This window comes from Pseudomonas sp. AG1028 (genome assembly GCF_007993955.1).
In the GTDB taxonomy this organism is placed as follows: Bacteria; Pseudomonadota; Gammaproteobacteria; order Pseudomonadales; family Pseudomonadaceae; genus Aquipseudomonas; species Aquipseudomonas straminea.
Genome location: NZ_VIVP01000008.1, coordinates 248,072 through 267,096, shown reverse-complemented (window position 1 = coordinate 267,096; position 19,025 = coordinate 248,072). Strand labels below are relative to the sequence as shown.

General features: G+C 63.7%; 19 protein-coding genes. 9 read left to right on the top strand and 10 right to left on the bottom strand.

From position 1 onward, the window contains the following. The first annotated feature begins 13 nt into the window (after positions 1-13). From rpoA to bfr, 4 genes are all read left to right on the top strand, one after another. A complete protein-coding gene (gene rpoA / locus FB481_RS15500; RefSeq protein WP_013789775.1) occupies positions 14-1,015 on the top strand; it encodes a DNA-directed RNA polymerase subunit alpha in 1,002 nt (333 codons plus the stop codon). Between the two features lie 43 nt (positions 1,016-1,058). Then, positions 1,059-1,445, top strand: a complete 387-nt coding sequence (rplQ, locus tag FB481_RS15495) for a 50S ribosomal protein L17 (RefSeq protein ID WP_013789776.1) — start codon at positions 1,059-1,061, stop codon at positions 1,443-1,445. A gap of 171 nt (positions 1,446-1,616) precedes the next feature. After that, positions 1,617-3,908 (top strand): catalase/peroxidase HPI, encoded by a 2,292-nt coding sequence (gene katG / locus FB481_RS15490; protein WP_093505556.1) that lies wholly within the window; start codon positions 1,617-1,619, stop codon positions 3,906-3,908. A gap of 142 nt (positions 3,909-4,050) precedes the next feature. Beyond that, positions 4,051-4,515 (top strand): bacterioferritin, encoded by a 465-nt coding sequence (gene bfr, locus FB481_RS15485; protein WP_093505554.1) that lies wholly within the window; start codon positions 4,051-4,053, stop codon positions 4,513-4,515. Between the two features lie 57 nt (positions 4,516-4,572). On the opposite strand, the gene uvrA is transcribed toward bfr, so the two are convergent. Beyond that, complete coding sequence (uvrA, locus tag FB481_RS15480) at positions 4,573-7,407, bottom strand: excinuclease ABC subunit UvrA (RefSeq protein ID WP_013789779.1); 2,835 nt, start codon at positions 7,405-7,407, stop codon at positions 4,573-4,575. A gap of 132 nt (positions 7,408-7,539) precedes the next feature. Here uvrA and FB481_RS15475 point away from each other — a divergent pair, with 132 nt between their 5' ends. Continuing rightward, positions 7,540-8,928, top strand: coding sequence for an MFS transporter (locus tag FB481_RS15475; protein ID WP_093505552.1), 1,389 nt, complete (start codon positions 7,540-7,542; stop codon positions 8,926-8,928). Between the two features lie 15 nt (positions 8,929-8,943). Continuing rightward, positions 8,944-9,438, top strand: a complete 495-nt coding sequence (locus FB481_RS15470; protein ID WP_013789781.1) for a single-stranded DNA-binding protein — start codon at positions 8,944-8,946, stop codon at positions 9,436-9,438. 54 nt (positions 9,439-9,492) lie between these two features. Here the strand turns inward: FB481_RS15470 and FB481_RS15465 are convergent, their stop codons facing one another. Further along, positions 9,493-9,840 carry a hypothetical protein gene (locus FB481_RS15465; RefSeq protein WP_093505550.1) on the bottom strand — a complete coding sequence of 116 codons (348 nt, stop codon included), beginning with the start codon at positions 9,838-9,840 and terminating at the stop codon, positions 9,493-9,495. 240 nt (positions 9,841-10,080) lie between these two features. On the opposite strand from FB481_RS15465, the gene FB481_RS15460 reads away from it, so the two are divergent. Together FB481_RS15460 and FB481_RS15455 are read left to right on the top strand one after the other, a co-directional pair. Continuing rightward, on the top strand, positions 10,081-10,965 hold the full coding sequence (locus FB481_RS15460; protein WP_093505548.1) for a sugar nucleotide-binding protein: 885 nt from the start codon (positions 10,081-10,083) through the stop codon (positions 10,963-10,965). Beyond that, positions 10,958-11,887, top strand: coding sequence for an NAD-dependent epimerase/dehydratase family protein (locus FB481_RS15455; RefSeq protein WP_147176961.1), 930 nt, complete (start codon positions 10,958-10,960; stop codon positions 11,885-11,887). The genes FB481_RS15460 and FB481_RS15455 overlap by 8 nt, the downstream gene beginning before the upstream one ends. Positions 11,888-12,066: 179 nt before the next feature. Here FB481_RS15455 and FB481_RS15450 read toward each other — a convergent pair whose 3' ends face one another. The 5 genes from FB481_RS15450 to FB481_RS15430 all read right to left on the bottom strand — a co-directional run bounded on the left by FB481_RS15450 (position 12,067) and on the right by FB481_RS15430 (position 16,183). Continuing rightward, positions 12,067-12,759, bottom strand: coding sequence for an OmpW family protein (locus tag FB481_RS15450; protein ID WP_147176960.1), 693 nt, complete (start codon positions 12,757-12,759; stop codon positions 12,067-12,069). Positions 12,760-12,938: 179 nt separating this feature from the next. Next, positions 12,939-13,460 carry a DUF3299 domain-containing protein gene (locus FB481_RS15445; protein ID WP_075931528.1) on the bottom strand — a complete coding sequence of 174 codons (522 nt, stop codon included), beginning with the start codon at positions 13,458-13,460 and terminating at the stop codon, positions 12,939-12,941. A 56-nt stretch (positions 13,461-13,516) separates the two neighbouring features. Continuing rightward, positions 13,517-14,779 (bottom strand): ABC transporter permease, encoded by a 1,263-nt coding sequence (locus FB481_RS15440; protein WP_147176959.1) that lies wholly within the window; start codon positions 14,777-14,779, stop codon positions 13,517-13,519. A 1-nt stretch (position 14,780) separates the two neighbouring features. After that, a complete protein-coding gene (locus FB481_RS15435; protein ID WP_147176958.1) occupies positions 14,781-15,488 on the bottom strand; it encodes an ABC transporter ATP-binding protein in 708 nt (235 codons plus the stop codon). 128 nt (positions 15,489-15,616) lie between these two features. Further along, the gene (locus tag FB481_RS15430; RefSeq protein ID WP_147176957.1) at positions 15,617-16,183 is read right to left on the bottom strand and encodes a DUF2796 domain-containing protein; all 567 of its coding nucleotides are present in this window, start codon (positions 16,181-16,183) and stop codon (positions 15,617-15,619) included. Between the two features lie 131 nt (positions 16,184-16,314). On the opposite strand from FB481_RS15430, the gene FB481_RS15425 reads away from it, so the two are divergent. Next, entirely contained in the window at positions 16,315-16,668 is a 354-nt protein-coding gene (locus FB481_RS15425; protein ID WP_147176956.1) for a hypothetical protein, read from the top strand. A gap of 241 nt (positions 16,669-16,909) precedes the next feature. On the opposite strand, the gene trxA is transcribed toward FB481_RS15425, so the two are convergent. The 3 genes from trxA to FB481_RS15410 are packed head-to-tail and all read right to left on the bottom strand — an operon-like array spanning position 16,910 to position 18,941. After that, positions 16,910-17,782, bottom strand: a complete 873-nt coding sequence (trxA, locus tag FB481_RS15420) for a thioredoxin (protein ID WP_093505532.1) — start codon at positions 17,780-17,782, stop codon at positions 16,910-16,912. Positions 17,783-17,841: 59 nt separating this feature from the next. Beyond that, on the bottom strand, positions 17,842-18,504 hold the full coding sequence (locus FB481_RS15415; RefSeq protein ID WP_093505530.1) for a 50S ribosomal protein L11 methyltransferase: 663 nt from the start codon (positions 18,502-18,504) through the stop codon (positions 17,842-17,844). Then, the gene (locus FB481_RS15410) at positions 18,501-18,941 is read right to left on the bottom strand and encodes a YbaY family lipoprotein (protein ID WP_093505528.1); all 441 of its coding nucleotides are present in this window, start codon (positions 18,939-18,941) and stop codon (positions 18,501-18,503) included. The genes FB481_RS15415 and FB481_RS15410 overlap by 4 nt, the downstream gene beginning before the upstream one ends. Positions 18,942-19,025 lie beyond the last annotated feature (84 nt).

Genomic DNA, 19,025 nt, shown 5'->3' with positions numbered 1-19,025 from the left:
AATAGGTGCATCCATGCAGATTTCGGTAAATGAGTTCCTGACCCCCCGCCATATCGATGTGCAGGTGGTCAGTCAGACCCGCGCCAAGATCACTCTCGAGCCTCTCGAGCGTGGTTTCGGCCATACCCTGGGCAACGCGCTGCGTCGCATCCTGTTGTCCTCCATGCCTGGCTGTGCAGTAGTCGAGGCCGAGATTGACGGTGTACTCCATGAGTACAGCGCCATTGAAGGTGTTCAGGAAGACGTCATTGAAATCCTGCTCAACCTCAAAGGTCTGGCCATCAAACTGCACGGTCGAGACGAAGTTACACTGACTCTGGCGAAGAAGGGCTCTGGCGTCGTAACCGCTGCCGACATTCAGCTGGATCATGATGTTGAAATCGTCAACGGCGACCACGTAATCGCCAATCTGGCCGCTAATGGCGCGCTGAACATGAAGCTCGTTGTAGCTCGTGGTCGCGGCTATGAGCCGGCCGATTCGCGCCAGAGCGATGAAGACGAGAGCCGCAGCATTGGTCGCTTGCAGCTCGATTCTTCCTTCAGCCCGGTGCGTCGCGTGTCTTACGTGGTGGAAAACGCTCGCGTCGAGCAGCGCACCAACCTGGACAAGCTGGTTATCGATCTCGAAACCAACGGTACCCTGGATCCTGAAGAGGCCATCCGTCGTGCCGCTACCATCCTGCAACAGCAACTGGCTGCATTCGTCGACCTGAAGGGCGACAGCGAGCCGGTTGTGATCGAGCAGGAAGACGAGATCGACCCGATCCTGCTGCGTCCGGTTGATGACCTTGAACTGACCGTCCGTTCGGCCAACTGCCTGAAGGCAGAGAACATCTACTACATCGGTGACCTGATCCAGCGCACCGAAGTAGAGCTGCTCAAAACGCCGAACCTGGGTAAGAAGTCCCTGACTGAAATCAAGGACGTTCTGGCTTCCCGTGGTCTGTCCCTCGGTATGCGCCTCGACAACTGGCCGCCGGCAAGTCTGAAGAAAGACGACAAGGCGACTGCCTGATCGTCATCATCACCGAACGTGTAGTTTGGTAAGGAATTGAACCATGCGTCATCGTAAAAGTGGCCGTCACCTCAGCCGCACCAGCGCTCACCGCAAGGCCATGTTTCAGAACATGGCGGTATCGCTGTTCGAGCATGAGCTGATCAAAACTACTCTGCCGAAAGCCAAGGAACTGCGTCGCGTTGCCGAGCCGCTGATCACCCTGGCTAAGGAAGACAGCGTTGCTAACCGTCGTCTGGCTTTCGACCGTACTCGTTCGAAAGCTATCGTTGGCAAACTGTTCAACGATCTGGGCAAGCGCTACGCCACCCGTCAGGGCGGTTACCTGCGTATCCTCAAGTGCGGTTTCCGCGCTGGTGACAATGCCCCGATGGCTTATGTCGAGCTGGTCGACCGTCCGGTCGGCGGCAAGGTAGAAGCTGCCGAGTAAGGCATCGTTGCAAGAAGAACCGGGCTCAGGCCCGGTTTTTTTATGCCTCTCGTTTAGCCAAAATCTATCGCACTGTAAGTTGTTATTCATTTGTCGCTTCGCTTGTGCTCGTCAATACTCAACGCCAATCCCGCTCAGTCGGGAACGATCAGGCCAGGTAAGGAGAGAGACATGAGTGACAAGACCGAAGGCAAATGCCCATTCTCGGGTAAAGCCTCTCCAGAAACCCCGAAGCATGCCGCTGGCGGCGGTACAGGCAACCGTGATTGGTGGCCCAATCAGCTGCGCGTCGATTTGCTGCACCAGCATTCCTCCAAGTCCAACCCGTTGGGTGAGGACTTCAATTACGCCGAAGCCTTCAACTCGCTGGACTACGAAGCCCTGAAGAAAGACTTGCGTGCGCTGATGACCGACTCGCAGGACTGGTGGCCCGCCGACTTCGGCCATTACGGCCCGCAGTTCATCCGCATGGCCTGGCACGCCGCTGGTACCTACCGCACGGGCGACGGTCGTGGCGGTGCTGGTCGTGGCCAGCAGCGTTTCGCACCGCTTAACAGCTGGCCGGACAACGTTAACATCGACAAGTCGCGCCGCCTGCTGTGGCCGATCAAGCAGAAGTACGGCCAGAAGATTTCCTGGGCCGACCTGCTGGTGCTGACCGGTAACGTCGCCCTGGAAACCATGGGCTTCCGAACCTTCGGTTTCGCCGGTGGCCGTGAGGACACCTGGGAACCGGATCAGGATGTTTACTGGGGCACCGAGAAGACCTGGCTGGGTGGCGATGAGCGCTATGGCAAAGGCGCTGCCGGCCGTGAAGACGACCAGGGCGTGCTGGTCGCCGATGCCGAGCTGCATGGCCAGGAGCAGGACCGTACCGACAGCCAGGGGCGTAACCTGGAGAACCCGCTTGCCGCCGTGCAGATGGGCCTGATTTACGTGAACCCGGAAGGCCCGGAAGGCAACCCTGATCCGCTGGCTGCCGCCCATGACATCCGCGAAACCTTCGCGCGCATGGCGATGAACGATGAGGAAACCGTTGCTCTTATCGCGGGTGGTCACACCTTTGGCAAGACCCACGGTGCCGGCCCGGCTGACCACGTAGGCGCTGAGCCGGAAGCGGCTGGCCTGGAAGAGCAGGGCCTGGGCTGGGCCAGCTCGTTCGGTAGCGGCAAGGCTGGCGACACCATCACCAGCGGGCTGGAGGTGACCTGGACCACCACGCCTGCGCAGTGGAGCAACAACTTCTTCGAGAACCTGTTCAAGTTCGAGTGGGAGCTGACCAAGAGCCCCGCCGGCGCCCACCAGTGGATCGCCAAGAACGCCGACGCGATCATCCCCGATGCACACGACCCGTCGAAGAAGCATGTGCCTACCATGCTGACCACCGACCTGTCGCTGCGCTTCGATCCGGCTTACGAGAAGATCTCCCGTCGCTTCCTGGAAAATCCTCAGGCTTTCGCCGAAGCATTCGCCCGCGCCTGGTTCAAATTGACCCACCGTGACTTGGGCCCACGTTCGCGCTACCTCGGCCCGGAAGTGCCGAAAGAAGAGCTGCTGTGGCAGGACCCGCTGCCGGCGGTACATCACCCGCTGATTGACGACGCGGACGTGGCCACCCTCAAGTCCCAAGTGCTGGCTTCCGGGCTGTCGGTATCCGAGCTGGTGGGCACCGCCTGGGCCTCGGCCTCGACCTTCCGCGGCTCCGACAAGCGCGGTGGTGCCAATGGTGCGCGTATTCGCCTGGCCCCGCAGAAGGATTGGGCCGCCAATCAGCCCGAGCAACTGGCCAAGGTGCTGGCGAAGCTGGAAGGCATTCGCGCCGAGTTCAACCGCGCAGCCACTGGTGGCAAGCAGGTGAGCCTGGCCGACCTGATCGTGCTGGCCGGTAACGCCGGTATTGAGCAGGCTGCCAGCAAGGCTGGGCGTACCGTGAAGGTGCCGTTCTCGGCAGGGCGTAGTGACGCCTCCCAGGCGCAGACCGATGTGGAGTCCTTCGCCGTGCTTGAGCCGATCGCCGACGGCTTCCGCAACTACCTCAAGGGTCGTTACAGCGTGCCAGCCGAGGCGCTGCTGATCGACAAGGCGCAGCTGCTGACCCTGACCGCGCCAGAACTGACGGTGCTGGTCGGTGGCCTGCGGGCGATCAATATCAACGTCGGCGGCGCGAGTCATGGTGTGCTCACCGACAAGCCGGGCGCGCTGAGCAACGACTTCTTCGTCAACCTGCTCGACATGGGCACGGCGTGGAAGGCGGTGGCCGGTGACTCCAACCTGTTTGAGGGGCGTGACCGCAAGACTGGCAAGGTCAAGTGGACCGGGACCCGTGTCGACTTGGTGTTCGGCTCCAATGCGATCCTGCGTGCCCAGGCCGAAGTCTACGCCAGCGCCGATGCGCGTTTTATCGACGACTTCGTAGCGGCCTGGACCAAGGTTATGAACCTCGACCGTTTCGATCTCGCCTGATCCATGATCGGGCGCTTGCGCCCGGTCGGCGAGCTGCTCCAACACAACGCCTCCGTTATGGGGGCGTTGTGCTTTTTGCTTGACCCGGCCGGGTGATGGGTCGAGCATTCACCCATTCATTCGCAGCACCAAGGATTTCCCCATGAAGGGCCATATCGAAGTCATCGACTACCTCAAGTTCCTGCTTAAAGGGGAGCTGGCCGCGCGCGATCAGTACTTCATCCACTCGCGTCAGTACGAAGACTGGGGCTTCAACAAGCTCTACGAGCGCATCAACCACGAGATGGAGGAGGAGACCGAGCACGCCGACGCGTTGCTCAAGCGCATTCTTTTCCTCGAAGGTGTGCCGGACATGGTGCCGGATGCCTTCACCTTCGGGCAGACCGTGCCGGAGGCGCTGAAGCTGGACCTGGCGCTGGAGTACCAGGTACGCGCTGCGCTGAGCAAGGGCATCGAGCTGTGCGAGCGCCATCAGGATTACCAGACCCGCGACATCCTGCTGCTGCAGCTCAAGGACACCGAGGAAGATCACGCTTATTGGCTGGAAATCCAGCTGCAGCTGATCGACAAGCTGGGTCTGGAGAAGTATCTGCAAAGCCAGATGTAACTCACCACCCAAGAAAAAGCCCCGCATTCGCGGGGCTTTCTCGTTTCAGCGCGGCGCTCAGGCGCGATCACGTTCCAGCAGCGGCTTGAGGAAGTGCCCCGTGTGGGACTGCGGCATCTCGGCCACTTCCTCCGGCGTGCCGCAGGCGATGATCTGACCGCCCTTGGAGCCACCTTCCGGGCCGAGGTCCACCAGCCAGTCGGCGGTCTTGATCACGTCCAGGTTGTGTTCGATCACCACCACCGTGTTGCCGTGGTCGCGCAGGCGGTGCAGCACGTCGAGCAGTTGCTGGATATCCGCGAAGTGCAGACCGGTAGTCGGCTCGTCGAGGATGTACAGGGTCTTGCCGGTGTCACGCTTGGAGAGCTCGCGGGACAACTTGACCCGCTGCGCCTCGCCCCCGGACAGGGTGGTCGCCGACTGGCCGAGCTTGATGTACGAAAGGCCAACGTCCATCAGCGTCTGCAGCTTGCGCGCCAATGCCGGCACGGCATCGAAGAACGCGCGGGCATCCTCGATGGTCATTTCCAGCACCTCGTGGATGCTCTTGCCCTTGTACTTGATCTCCAGAGTTTCACGGTTGTAGCGCTTGCTCTTGCAGACGTCGCAAGGCACGTAGATGTCCGGCAAAAAATGCATCTCCACCTTGATCAGACCGTCGCCCTGGCACGCCTCGCAGCGGCCACCCTTGACGTTGAACGAGAAGCGCCCCGGGCCGTAGCCGCGGGAGCGAGCTTCCGGCACACCGGCGAACAGCTCGCGGATCGGCGTGAACAGCCCGGTGTAGGTCGCCGGGTTGGAGCGCGGCGTGCGGCCAATGGGGCTTTGGTCGATGTCCACCACCTTGTCCAGATGCTGCAGGCCGTCGATGCTGTCGTGGGCGGCGGCTTCCAGGGTCGTGGCGCCGTTCAATGCCGTGGCACTGAGCGGAAACAGGGTGTTATTGATCAGTGTGGACTTGCCCGAGCCAGACACACCGGTCACGCAGGTCAGCAGGCCGATGGGGATTTCCAGGTTGACGTTCTGCAGGTTGTTGCCACGAGCACCCTTGATCTTCAACGACAGCTTTTTGTTACGCGGTGTGCGCTTGGCCGGCACGACGATCTTGGTGCGGCCGGACAGGTACTTGCCGGTCAGCGAGTCCGGATGGGCCATGACTTCCTCGGCCGTGCCCTCGGCGACGATCTGCCCGCCGTGTACGCCAGCACCCGGGCCGATGTCGACCACGTAGTCAGCCATGCGGATGGCGTCCTCGTCGTGCTCGACCACGATCACCGTGTTGCCGATGTCGCGCAGGTGACGCAGGGTGCCGAGCAGGCGTTCGTTGTCGCGCTGGTGCAGGCCGATGGACGGCTCGTCGAGGATGTACATGACGCCCACCAGGCCGGCGCCGATCTGGCTGGCCAGGCGGATTCGCTGGGCCTCGCCGCCGGACAGCGTGTCGGCGCTGCGGTCCAGAGTCAGGTAGTCGAGGCCGACGTTGACCAGGAACTGCAGGCGTTCGCAGATCTCCTTGAGAATCTTGCTGGCGATCTCGCCGCGGCGACCGTCCAGGGTCAGGCCACCGAAGTAGTCGCTGGCTGCGCCAATCGGCAGGCCGGTGACGGCCGGCAGGGTCTTCTCGCCCACCCACACATGGCGGGCCTCGCGACGCAGGCGGGTGCCGCGACAGTCAGGGCAGGGCTGGGTGCTGAGAAACTTGGCCAGTTCCTCACGCACGCTGGTCGACTCGGTCTCGCGGTAGCGGCGCTCGAGGTTGGGCACGATGCCTTCGAACGGGTGCGAGCGCTTGACGATGTCGCCACGGTCGTTGAGGTATTTGAAGTCGACGTTCTGCGAACCGCTGCCGCCGAGGATGACTTTCTGGTGCTCGGCGTCGAGTTCGGCGAATGGTTTGTCGAGGCTGAAGCCATAGTGCGACGACAGTGAGCCGAGCATCTGGAAATAGTAAACGTTGCGCCGGTCCCAGCCGCGGATGGCGCCTTCGGCCAGGGTCAGCTCACCGTTGACCAGGCGCTTGGCGTCGAAATACTGCTTCACGCCCAGGCCGTCGCAGGTCGGGCAGGCGCCAGCCGGGTTGTTGAAGGAGAACAGCTTGGGCTCCAGCTCGCTGATCGAATGGCCGCACACCGGGCAGGCGAAGCGCGCGGAGAAAATGATTTCTTCGCCTTCTTCCCCTTCCATGGGCGCGATCAGCGCCAGGCCGTCGGCCAGCTTGAGCGCGGTCTCGAAGGATTCGGCCAGGCGCTGTTGCAGATCGCCGCGGGCCTTGAAGCGATCTACCACGGCGTCGATGCTGTGCTTCTTCTGCTTGTCGAGCTTGGGCAACTCGTCCAGCTCATACAGTTTGCCGTCGACCCGCACGCGCACGAAACCCTGGGCGCGCAGCTCGTCGAACACCGCCAGGTGCTCGCCCTTGCGCTCGCGAATCACCGGAGCCAGCAGCATCAACTTGCTGCCCTCCGGCATGGCCAGCACCTGGTCGACCATCTGGCTGACCGTCTGGGCTTCCAGCGGCAGGTCATGGTCGGGGCAGCGCGGCGTACCGGCGCGGGCGTAGAGCAGGCGCAGGTAGTCGTAGATCTCGGTAATGGTGCCGACCGTCGAGCGCGGGTTGTGCGAGGTGGACTTCTGCTCGATGGAAATCGCCGGCGACAGGCCTTCGATGGTGTCGACATCGGGCTTTTCCATCATCGACAGGAACTGTCGGGCGTAGGCCGACAGCGACTCCACGTAGCGGCGCTGGCCTTCTGCGTACAGCGTGTCGAAGGCCAGAGACGACTTGCCCGAGCCGGACAGGCCGGTGATCACGATCAGCTTGTCGCGGGGCAGGGTGAGGTCGATATTTTTCAGATTGTGGGTGCGGGCACCCCGGATCAGGATCTTGTCCAAAACAGCCTCGCGTGGCGGGCGGATAAACCGCCGAGTATAAGGGGGGCAACGGGCGTGCGGCAAAGCGCCGCTGCTGTGCCAGTAGGGTTTCGACTGGTAGAATCGTCGGCTTGTTTCAACAGGTTACTGACGATGGGCGATTCGCACAGCGAACGCATGAGTGGCGCGGAAACTCGTGCAGCCGGTGGGCTGGCGTTGGTGTTCGCATTCCGCATGCTGGGCATGTTCATGGTGTTGCCGGTATTGGCTACCTATGGGCAGGAGCTCGCCGGTTCAACCCCGGCGCTGATCGGTCTGGCGATCGGCGCCTACGGCCTGACCCAGGCCTTTCTACAGATTCCCTTCGGCGTGATCTCCGACCGCATCGGCCGGCGGCCGGTGATCTACTTCGGCCTGGTGATCTTCGCCGCCGGTAGTCTCTTGGCAGCCAATGCCGATTCCATCTGGGGCGTGATCGCCGGACGCGTGCTGCAGGGCGCCGGGGCGATCTCCGCGGCGGTGATGGCGCTGCTGTCCGACCTGACCCGCGAACAACACCGCACCAAGGCTATGGCGCTGATCGGCATGAGCATCGGCCTGTCGTTCGCTATCGCCATGGTGGTTGGCCCGCTGCTGACACGCGCCTTCGGCCTGTCCGGCCTGTTCCTGGCCACCGGTGCCATGGCGCTGCTGGGGATTGTCATTGTCGCGGGGCTGGTGCCGTCCAGTGCCGGACCGCTGCAGCACCGTGAGTCGGGGGTGGCCAAGCAGGCCTTGTGGCCGACCTTGAAAAACCCGGATCTGCTGCGCCTGGACTTCGCCATCTTCGCCCTGCACGCGACCCTCATGGCCAGCTTCATCGCCTTGCCGCTGGCGCTGGTGGAGCAGGGCGGGCTGCCCAAGGAGCAGCATTGGTGGGTGTACCTCACCGCGCTGCTCGGCGGTTTCTTCCTGATGGTGCCGTTCATCATCTATGGCGAGAAGAAGCGCCGCATGCGCCGTGTGCTGATAGGCTCGGTCGTCGTGCTACTCGCCTGCGAGCTGTTCTTCTGGCTGTTCGGCCATGGCCTGCGCAACCTGATGCTGGGCATCGTGGTGTTCTTCACCGCGTTCAACCTGCTCGAAGCCTCGCTGCCTTCGCTGATCAGCAAGGTGGCGCCGGCCGGTGGCAAGGGCACGGCGATGGGCGTTTACTCGACCAGTCAGTTCCTAGGCTCGGCGCTGGGCGGCATTCTCGGCGGCTGGCTGTATCAGCACTTCGCCCTGGCCGGCGTGTTCGGCGGCTGTGCGTTGTTAACGGTTCTCTGGCTGGCCATAGCTGTTACTATGCGCGAACCGCCGTATGTGACCAGCCTGCGGTTGCCGCTCTCCAGTGCGGCGTTGCAGGAAGCAGGTCTGGCCGAGCGAATTCAGGCGGCGCCGGGAGTAGCGGATGCCGTTGTGGTGGTCGAAGAGGCCGCCCTCTATGTGAAAGTGGATACCCAACAATTGGATCGCACGTCGCTGCAGCGCTTGATCGAAGCGGCGCCGGGGACGTGCTGAAAGTAGGAGAGCGTTATGGCCCGTGGGGTTAACAAAGTCATTCTGGTCGGTACCTGCGGACAGGATCCGGAAACGCGCTATCTGCCCAGCGGCAATGCCGTGACCAACCTGAGCCTGGCAACCAGCGAGCAGTGGACGGACAAGCAGACCGGTCAGCGCGTCGAGAAGACCGAATGGCACCGTGTGTCGCTGTTCGGCAAGGTTGCCGAGATCGCCGGCGAGTACCTGCGCAAGGGCTCCCAGGTGTACATCGAGGGCAAGCTGCAGACCCGCGAGTGGGAAAAGGACGGCATCAAGCGCTACACCACCGAGATCATCGTCGACATGCAGGGCACCATGCAGCTGCTCGGCGGCCGTCCTGACGGCGCCGGTGGTGGTGAGCAGCGTCAGTCGCGTCCGGCACCGCAGCGCGAGCCGCAGCAGCAGGCGCCACGTCAGTCCGCCCCGCAGCAACAGAAGCCGCAGCCGGCCCAGGACTACGACAGCTTCGACGACGACATTCCGTTCTGATCGAGCGCTGACTGCAAAAGGCCCCGCACTGCGGGGCCTTTTCGTTTGTGCCGCTCAGGCTGTGCTGAACAGCCGCTTGCGCAACAGGTCCTGGCAGACCCAGAACAGCAGGGCGAGCGCGATGCCGCAGAAGTTGGCCAGTACGTCCATGGTGCTGAATTCACGGGTCGGCTGCAGCAGGTGCTGCAGCCATTCCGAGAGCGGCGCCTGAATGAAAAGTAGCGGCCAGAGCAACCAACCGGGCGTACCGGGGAAGGCGAAGCGGGTGACCAGCGACAGACCGCCAAAGGCGATCAGGTGCAGGAATTTGTCCGACTCATTGAACAGGTCCGGCGGCGGCTCGGGGCGAAACAGGCCATAGGCGAGTAGCGCGCAGCAGGCCAGGAACAGCAATTTTTTCACGTGGTTTTCCTTGGTTTCTATCGGCTCTACATCAGGTCATTACTGCCCTGTAGGTTGCCAGGAGTGTGCTCTGACAAGGGCCAGGCGCGTCAGGATAAAGCCCGGTGATGACGCCGAGGGGTAAAAACAGCAAAATGCAGGCCATGGGGCTGAACCATTCGGGCTCTGCCAAGAGCCGGCTGGCCGTGCAGCATTGCCGGGCGTCGGCTCAAATCTGATTGTGGAGCTTCTAGTTTCGTTATGCGCATGCGCCTGTTGTTGCTGGGTGGTGGCAGTACGCTGGGCCGGGCGTTGATTCGCCTGGGCGCCGAGGAAGATATCGGCTTTCTCGCCCCGCGCCCGCCGACCCAGGGTTGGGATGCCGCCAGCCTGACTCAGTTGGTCGACGATACCCGCCCTGATGCGGTGATCAACCTCGCCTACTATTTCGATTGGTTTCAGGCCTCCAAGGTCAGCGTCGAGCGTTTCGCTGCTCAGGAACGCGCCGTCGAGCGCCTGGCCGAACTCTGCCAGCACCATGATATTCGCCTGCTACAGCCTTCCAGCTATCGGGTGTTCGATGGCGCCCGCGCCACGGCCTACAACGAGAAGGACGAAACCCAGCCACTGAGCACGCGTGGCCAGGTGTTGGTGCGCATGGAACAGAGCGTGCGCGCGCTGTGCCCACGCCATGTGCTGCTGCGCTTCGGCTGGATTCTCGATGACAGTCCGGACGGCCTGCTGGCGCGTTTTCTGGTGCGTGCCGAGCGCGACAAGGCGCTGTTCCTGGCCGATGATCGGCGGGGCAACCCGACGCCGGTGGACGATGCCGCGCGGGTGATTCTCGCCGTACTCAAGCAGCTCGATTGCGCCGCCCCGCTATGGGGTACCTACCATTACGGCGGCCACGAGGCGACCACCGCCCTGGCGCTGGGTCAGGCGATTCTCAGCGAAGCCCGTCACCTGCGGGAAAACCTGCTGGAAGAAATTTGCGGCCAGGCCCATGCCGCCCGCGGCGATGCCTCCGATGAACCGCAGCACGGCGTACTGGCGTGCAAGAAAATCCTTCACACCTTCGGCGTCAAGCCGCGCGCCTGGCGTGCTGGCCTGCCGAGCCTGCTGGAGCAGTATTACCGCCATGTCTGATCAACCCGTTCTCGTCACCGGCGGCGCCGGCTTTATCGGCTCCAATCTGGTCGACGCCCTGTTGGCGCGCGGGCACAGCGTGCGCGTGCTGGACAACCTGTCCATGGGCAAGCTGAGTAATCTGCCGCTCGATGATGCTCGTCTGACCTTCATCGAAGGCGACGTGGCCGATGCCGCGCTGGTCAGTCGCGCGGTGGCCGGCTGCAGCGCCGTGGTGCACCTGGCCGCGGTGGCGTCGGTGCAGGCCTCGGTGGACGATCCGGTCAGCACCCACCAGAGCAACTTCATCGGCACCCTGAACATCTGCGAAGCGATGCGCGAGCATGGTGTGCGTCGTGTGGTCTTTGCCTCCAGCGCCGCGGTTTACGGCAACAACGGCGAAGGCGTGGCCATCGACGAGGATACCGCCAAGGCGCCGCTGACACCCTACGCTTCGGACAAGCTGGCCAGCGAACATTACCTGGAATTCTACGCGCGGCAGCACGGGCTGGAACCGGCGATTTTTCGCTTCTTCAACGTGTTCGGCCCGCGCCAGGATCCATCCTCGCCGTATTCCGGTGTGATCAGCATCTTCACCCAGCGCGCCCAGCAGGGCCTGCCGATCAGCGTGTTCGGTGACGGCGAGCAGACCCGCGACTTCTTCTATGTCGCCGATCTGGTCGAGCTGCTGCTGCAAGCACTGGACGCCAGGCAGCCGCCACCCGGTGCGGTTAACGTCGGCTGGAACCAGGCGGTGAGCCTCAAAGAGTTGCTGACGCAGATCGGTCAGCTGCTCGGCGGCCTGCCGCCGGTGACGCATCTGGACGCACGAGCCGGCGATATCCGCCATTCCCGTGCCGACAATGGCCGCCTGGCGAACGAGTACCGGCTGCCGGTGCAGACCTCGCTGCGTGATGGATTGGCGGCGTTGCTCAATAGCTGAGTCGTTAAGCGCTGCATAGCAAAAAGCCGGCGATGCCGGCTTTTTGCGTCTTGGAGTTGGTGAGCCTAGCGCTGAACCTGTGAGAGCGCGCCGTGCGCGCGAATCGCGGGCATCGACTAGGCGTCCCCGGCCGCTCCCACAAAAGCAGATCGCTGTCAGCCCGCTTCTTCGAGCTGTCCTTAGAACTTGTAACCCAACCCCACCATGTACACGAACGGATCCACATCCACGTCGACCTTGGCGCGCACGCCCAGGGCGGTGTTGTCCACATAGGCGGTGGTGTCGATGTCGATGTAGCGAGCCTGGGCGTTGATCATCAGGTTGTCGGTGAGCATGTAGTCGGCACCGATCTGCCAGGCCAGGCCCCAGGAGTTCTTGGCGCGGAAGTTGTCGAAACCGGCTGACGAGGCGCCGCTGCCCACGTGTTCGTCGTAGATCCAGGTGTAGTTGATGCCGCCGCCGACGTAGGGCTGGAAGGCCGACTTGGCGTCGAGCGGGTAGTACACCAGGCTCAGGGTCGGCGGCAGGTGCTTGAGGGTACCGAGTTTGCCGTTGGCGGCGTCCAGCACGGTGCCCTTGATCTTCACGTCATGCTCGAACGGCGTGGCGGCGAGCAGTTCGACGCCCAAGTGGTCGGTCAGCATGTAGGCGAAGTTCAGGCCCAGCTGGGTGTCGCTGCTCATGGTCGCCTTGCCGCCCAGGTCGGTGCCCGCCAGGCCGCCGCGGTCGACCTTGACCGAGGAGCTGTCCGCATCGGGGTTGACGGTGATGGCGCCGGCGCGCACGAGAATGTCACCGGCCTGATGCGCCTGGGCAACGGGGGCCGCCAGCGCCAGGGCGATCAGTGAGGCAGAGAACAGCGACTTGTACATGGTGAGCTCCTAACGGTCATTCGAATCATCTCGGATGGCGTCAGGGTACGGCGCTGGGCGAAGCGCCTGTTGACTCAGCTCAATAGCTGGCTAAGCAAGGGTGCGACGGTTTGTCGCGATGCAGGGGCTGTCGAGGCTTCAGCGCAACCCGTGGGCCCATGCTGACGCGTCAACAGACCCTAATTGGCCGGTAGTTCGTAGGGATAGATTTTGTCCGCCGCCAGCTGATAGCCGACCTCGGCCAGTTCGCTGCTGCTGTGCTCGACCTTGAGCGGGCCTTCGACCCAGAAGGGCTGGTACAGCGCGTCGAGCAGCACGCCCAGTTCGGTGTTGACGTGGATGATCTGGTTGGACGGCGGTGGCGGCACATGGATGCAGGCGCCGAAGTAGGGCACCAGCAGGAACTCGGTCACGCGGCCTTCTTCGGTGACGTCCAGCGGTACGATGTAGCCGGGGATCTTGACGTTCTGGCCGTCCATCTCCTTGACCACCGGCGCCGACGGGAACTGCTGCAACGAGGCCGCGCCGCCCTCGGACAACGCGTCGCCCAACTGCGACATGTCGTGCATCGGTGTCATCTGCGGAACCTGTGGCGGTGCGTCCTTGGGGATCAGTTCCTGCCAGTTCAGCGTACGCAATTCGGCAGCCCAGAGCGGTGAGGCCAGGGTGAGGAGCAGAGCGGTAAGCAGGGCGCGACGCATGACACTACCTTCGGGTTGGAAAACGAAGCCGGGCTGATTGGCCCGGCTTCGTTTAGTCACAGTCGAATGGAGAGCCCATCCGCTAACGACTGCCGATACGCGCGCCAGGCCGGCACACAGCCCATCAGCAGGGCGGCCGCCAGAATAGCGCCAAGCAGTGTCCACTCATAGGGCGTTGGTGCGCTGAGCGGCAAATACAGGCCATAGTTGGCCTGCACGTAGCCTTGCGCACCGGCGATGCCGGCATACAGCAGCGCCGTGCCGGCCACCACGCCAGCCACCGCCAGCGAGAACGCCTCGAGAACCAGCAGGCTGGCGACATGCCACGGCCGCGCGCCGACCGAACGGAGGATGGCCATCTCCCGACGACGCTCGTTAAGGCTGGTGAGAATCGCCGTGAGCATGCCGATCAGCCCGGTCAGTACCACGAACAGCGAAACCACGAACAGCGCCTTTTCCGCCGTGCCCATCAGGCTCCACAGCTCCTGCAGGGCGACACCGGGGAGAATCGCCAGCAACGGCTCGCCGCGATATTCGTTGACCTCGCGCTGCACGGCGAAGGTGGCGATCTTGCTCTTCAGGCCGAGCATCGCCGCGGTGATCGCCTTGGGCTGCAGGTCCATGTGCCGCGCCTGTTCGGCGCTGACCTTGCCGGCGCCGCGGGCGGGTACGCCGTTCTGCCAGTCGACGTGCAGCGCTTCCATGCCTTCCAGGGAAATGTGCAGGGTGCGATCCACCGGGGTACCGGTACGGGCCAGAATTCCGCTGACCACGAACGGCTTGTCGTCGTGCTGCTGCAGGCTGACCGTCGCCACACCGTGGGACAGCACCAGCTCGTCGCCGAGCTTGTAGTTCAGCGCCTTGGCCACCTCGGCGCCGAGCACCACGTCGAACAGGTCGTGAAAGCGCTCGCCCTGGGCCAGCTGAAGGGATTGCCCGCGGCCGTAATGGTAATGGTCGAAGTAGCCCTCGTTGGTGCCCATCACCCGATAACCGCGGTGCGAGTCGCCCAGGGAAATAGGGATCGCCCAGTCGACCTGGCGATGCGCGGCGAGTTTCTCGAAGCTGTCCCAGCGGATGTTGTTGGTGGCGTTGCCGATGCGGAACACCGAGTAGAGCAGCAGGTTGACGCTGCCGGAGCGGGCGCCGACGATCAGGTCGGTGCCGCTGATGGTGTTGGCGAAGCTGGCACGCGCTTCGGTGCGCACCCGCTCCACCGCGAGCAGCAGGCACACCGACAGGGCGATGGCGAATACCGTGAGCAGGGCGGTAAAACGGCGGTTGGCCAGGCTGGCCAGGGCGAGTCGTAACAGGAACACCTCAGACCTCCTGGGGCTTGCTGGCGCGGTTGAGTTCACCCAGCGACAGGCTGCGGTCGAACAGCGCGGCCAGGCTCTGGTCATGGCTGACGAACAGCAGGCTGGCGCCGACGTCGCGGCATTCGCCGAACAGCAGTTCGAGAAACGCCTGGCGAGCATCGGCATCCAGCGCCGAGGTCGGCTCGTCGGCGATCACCAGCTCCGGTTGGCCGATCAGCGCGCGGGCGGCAGCGACACGTTGCTGCTGGCCGATGGACAGCGAATCGGCGCGGCGTTCGAGCAGCTCGGGGTGCAGGCCCAGGTGCTCCAGCAGCTTGCCGGCGGCCTCGCTGACGCTGCCGTAGCGCTGTGCGGCGCGCTCGGCCCGCAGGCGCGAAAAGCGGCACGGCAGCTCGACGTTGTCGCGCACGCTCAGGAATGGCAGCAGGTTGAACTGTTGGAAGATGTAGCCGGTGTGGTCGACGCGAAAGCGATCGCGGCGGGCCGCCGAGAGCGTGGCGAGGTCTTCGCCCAGCAGGCGAATGCGGCCGCGGCCGGGTTTCTGTACGCCGCCGAGCAGGCCGAGTAGGGTGGTTTTGCCACTGCCACTGGGGCCCTTGAGAAACAGGGTCTCGCCGCGTTGCAGGTGAAAATGGGGGATGTCCAGAAGCTCGTCCTGGCCGGGCCAGGCGAAGCCGAGGTCAGTGAGTTCGATCAGTGCTGTGGTCATGGGGACTGCTGGCGCTGGAGAGAAAAACAGCAAGTGTGCCAGTCATGGCCACGAAATGCTGAGCCAGAGGGTGTTGCCGAACGTGTGCAACAGCCGATGCCGCCTGGTGACGGCATCGGCATGGTCGGTCAGAAGCTCAGGCGCGGGTTGGCCGGGGTCGACTCGACGCCCTGCTGTCCGCTCGGGCCGATCAGTTGCACGTTGATCTTCTGGGTGGCCGGGAATTGCTTGTAGAACGCCGACAGGTCGAGGGTCTTCAGCTCACCCGGCTGTTTGCAGGTGAAGCTGTAGTCGGCATCGATGTCGCTGTGCTCGTGGTGATGTTCGTCGCCATCGGCATGCTCGTCGTGGTCAGCTTCGGCATTGCCGAAAAGCGGGCTGCGCACTTCGTTTTCGCTCAGACTGCAACCCGCCGCGGCGGGCAAGCTAAACAGGGTTTGCGGTTTTTCAAGTACCGCGCGGGCGGCGGCGACGGTCTTCTTGTCGGCATCGCTGGTCGCGGCATGCTCGAAGCCGACGATATTCATGGCCGGGCTTTCCAGTTTGATTTCCAGGGTGCTGCCTTCCAGCGCCATGTTCAGCGTGGCGACGCCGTGTTCGTGTTTCCCGAGGCTGCCGTGTTCATGTTCATCGTGGGCCTGGGCGGCGGCCAGGGGCAGCAGGGCGAAGGGCAGGGCAAGCAGCAGGTGGCGCATGGATAGCTCCGAGGCAGGAAGGGTTTACAGGAATTGATACGTTATAACAAATTTATGCGCTGTGGTAGAGCCGCCTTGGTTTACTTGCCTGCTCGTGGGAGCATGGCGAATCGATTTGGTTGGAGGCAGATATGGTGCGTATTCGCGGACGGATCGGTGATTGGCCGGTGGACCTGACAGTGGAGCTGGATCCCCAGGATTGGGCACAGTTGGCAGCGGCCGTGTCGGTGGCGCCTGCGCAGAGTCCGGCGACAGCCGCGTCAGCTTCGGCGCCGGCCGATCAGGATGCTCAGTGGCAGACGGTGTTGGAGCTGCTGCGCCGTGCCGGGCGTATCGAGGGGCCGCAGCTCATGGCGCAACTGGCGGCGCTGGCCGGCGGTGAAGTGGCTGGCAAGCGCCTGCTGGTTCGCCTGCGCCATTGTGATCAGGTGCGCATGGAAACCGGCACCGATGCGCCGGTTTATTGCTGGGTAGGAGAGGCGTAGTTCAGGCTGCCTGGGTGATCTGGGCATGCCTATGGGCAACTACTAGGCAGAAGCGGACATCCAGCGATCTCGTAGGAGGGGCTTCAGCCCCGAGCTTTTTATCAAGGCCGACAAAGAGCTCGCGGCTAAAGCGGGTCGCCGCCCGGCCCCTCCTACAAAAGTAGCAGCGCTCTATGTCCGCTTCCGCCGCGTTGCAGTCAAAATAGCTAAAGCCCGGCACGAAGATCGTGGACAGGTGTCCTCAGTACAGCGCCTGATACACCCGACGACGGTAGGTGGTGACCAGCGGATTGTCGTTGCCGAGCAGGTCGAATACCTGCAGCAGGGTCTTGTGTGGCAGGCCGTCGGCGTAATTGCGATTGCGCATGAACAGCTTCAGCAGACCGTCCAGCGCCGGCTCGTATTGCTGGCGGGCGAGTTGCTGGATGGCCAGCTGATAGGCCGCTTCGTCATCTTCGCCGTTCTGGGCGAGGCGGCTTTTCAGGGTGGCAGCGTCCGGCAGGTCGGCGGCCTGGCGCAGGAAGGTGATCTGCGCACGGGCACCGGCAAGTGCCTGCTTGTGCTCATCACCTTTCACGGCGCCCAGCACCTGCTCGGCCTCGTTCAGCTCGCCACGTTCGGCCACGCAGCGGGCGTAGAGAATCAGCGCGGCGGCGTTCTCGTTGTTTTCCGTCAGCAGTTCCTTGAGCGCGGCTTCGGCTTCACCGATGCGGCCGTCGGCGAAAGCGTTTTGTGCCACTTCCAGCAGGTCGGCCTGGGGCGCCGGTGGCTCAGCGATGTGGGGCTGCAGCAGGGCGCGAATCGCCGACTCCGGTTGAGCGCCCTGGAAGCCGTCGACCGGCTGGCCGTTCTTGAACAGCACCACGGTCGGCAGGCTGCGAATGCCGAAGCGCGCGACGATGTCCTGCTCGATATCGCAGTTGACCTTGGCCAGCAGCAGCTCGCCCGCGTAGCCCTCGGTGATCTGCGCCAGTACCGGCATCAGCGCCTTGCAGGGTGCGCACCACTCGGCCCAGAAATCGACGAGCACCGGTTTGTTGAACGAGTTCTCGATCACCAGTTGCTCAAATTGGGCGGCGCCATTGATATCGAAGATGTAGGGGGAGTCGCTCATGGTCGGTCTCTGTCCGGGCGAAAATGGGTGTGACTATAAATGTGGGCGCCGCTGCAAGGCTACAAGGGGGCTGTGGCAGCGTGATACAGGCTGACGTGACGGAAGGTTTCCGGCTCGGCCAGGTCGGGCCAGGTACACCCCTCCAGCCCGGCGATGCGCCGATAGCGCGGATGATTGAAATCGCGCACTCGGGAGTCGGCTACCAGCACTTCGCGGGCATGTTCCAGCGCGCGGTCGAGCAGGGGCAGGTTACTGCGGTCGTAAAGCACGTCGGCGACGATGGCCAGGTCATAGTCGCGCGGCTCGCTGAACAGGTCGCTCGAATAGGCCAGCTCCACGCCGTTGAGCGCGGCGTTGGCGCGGCAGGCCGCCAGCGCCAGTGGGTCCAGGTCGCAGGCCACCACTTGGGCAGCGCCGGCGCGGGCGGCCGCGATCGCGGCGACGCCCGAGCCTGTGCCCAGGTCCAGCACCCGCTTGCCGCGCACCCACTCGGGGTGGCGCGCCAGCCAGTCGACCAGCACCAGGCCACTGGCCCAGCAGAAGCACCAGTACGGCGGTTCTTCGAGAATGCGCCGGGTTTCCTCGGGACTGAAGCAGCGGTCCATATTGGCCGGGTCGATCAGCCACAGGCGTAGGTCGCTGCCCGGCAGCGTGGTGGTAGTCAGCCGGGCATCGCCGAGCAGTTCACCCAGCGCGGCCTGCAGGTGTGGTGGTGGGGTCACAGCGCCGGCGTCACGCGGATCTCGCCGAGCGACTGGCTTTGCGGCTCACGGATCAGCTGGTTGGGCATGTGCAGCACCAGCTTGGCGGATTGATGCACGCGCCCACGCAGCTCCACGCGGATGCCCTGATTGAAGTTCTCCGGATTAAACGGCAGGCTGAACGGCAACGGCGCGCCGGTGCCACGCAGCTGGATATTGCCGAGCAGCTTGTGGGGCAGGCCGCGATCGTTGATGGTCAGCAGCGCTAGTTCCACCTCGGCGCCGGCGGGCACGTCCAGCAGGGTGCCGGTGAGTTCGCGCAGATGGGCCGGCAGTGGCGCGGGCTCTTCCTTCTTCACCACTGGCGGTACCGGGGCAGGAGCAGGCGGTGGTGCTTCGCCTGCGCAGGCGGCGAGCAGGGCGGCAAGGCAGAGCGGGGCGAGCGGGCGCAGTGGCATCGGATGATCCTGAAGGGCGGGCAATGCCCCGGATTCTCGCTAGAGCCGGCGGTGAATGCAAAGGAAAGCGCCCGCTCTGGTGCG

Excerpts from the sequence above, each read along its gene's own strand:
- rpoA (WP_013789775.1), top strand. The coding sequence starts at position 14 with ATGCAGATTTCGGTAAATGAGTTCCTGACCCCCCGCCATATCGATGTG.
- rplQ (WP_013789776.1), top strand. The coding sequence starts at position 1,059 with ATGCGTCATCGTAAAAGTGGCCGTCACCTCAGCCGCACCAGCGCTCAC.
- katG (WP_093505556.1), top strand. The coding sequence starts at position 1,617 with ATGAGTGACAAGACCGAAGGCAAATGCCCATTCTCGGGTAAAGCCTCT.
- bfr (WP_093505554.1), top strand. The coding sequence starts at position 4,051 with ATGAAGGGCCATATCGAAGTCATCGACTACCTCAAGTTCCTGCTTAAA.
- FB481_RS15475 (WP_093505552.1), top strand. The coding sequence starts at position 7,540 with ATGGGCGATTCGCACAGCGAACGCATGAGTGGCGCGGAAACTCGTGCA.
- FB481_RS15470 (WP_013789781.1), top strand. The coding sequence starts at position 8,944 with ATGGCCCGTGGGGTTAACAAAGTCATTCTGGTCGGTACCTGCGGACAG.
- FB481_RS15460 (WP_093505548.1), top strand. The coding sequence starts at position 10,081 with ATGCGCATGCGCCTGTTGTTGCTGGGTGGTGGCAGTACGCTGGGCCGG.
- FB481_RS15455 (WP_147176961.1), top strand. The coding sequence starts at position 10,958 with ATGTCTGATCAACCCGTTCTCGTCACCGGCGGCGCCGGCTTTATCGGC.
- FB481_RS15450 (WP_147176960.1), bottom strand. The coding sequence starts at position 12,759 with ATGTACAAGTCGCTGTTCTCTGCCTCACTGATCGCCCTGGCGCTGGCG.
- FB481_RS15445 (WP_075931528.1), bottom strand. The coding sequence starts at position 13,460 with ATGCGTCGCGCCCTGCTTACCGCTCTGCTCCTCACCCTGGCCTCACCG.
- FB481_RS15435 (WP_147176958.1), bottom strand. The coding sequence starts at position 15,488 with ATGACCACAGCACTGATCGAACTCACTGACCTCGGCTTCGCCTGGCCC.
- FB481_RS15430 (WP_147176957.1), bottom strand. The coding sequence starts at position 16,183 with ATGCGCCACCTGCTGCTTGCCCTGCCCTTCGCCCTGCTGCCCCTGGCC.
- FB481_RS15425 (WP_147176956.1), top strand. The coding sequence starts at position 16,315 with ATGGTGCGTATTCGCGGACGGATCGGTGATTGGCCGGTGGACCTGACA.
- trxA (WP_093505532.1), bottom strand. The coding sequence starts at position 17,782 with ATGAGCGACTCCCCCTACATCTTCGATATCAATGGCGCCGCCCAATTT.
- FB481_RS15410 (WP_093505528.1), bottom strand. The coding sequence starts at position 18,941 with ATGCCACTGCGCCCGCTCGCCCCGCTCTGCCTTGCCGCCCTGCTCGCC.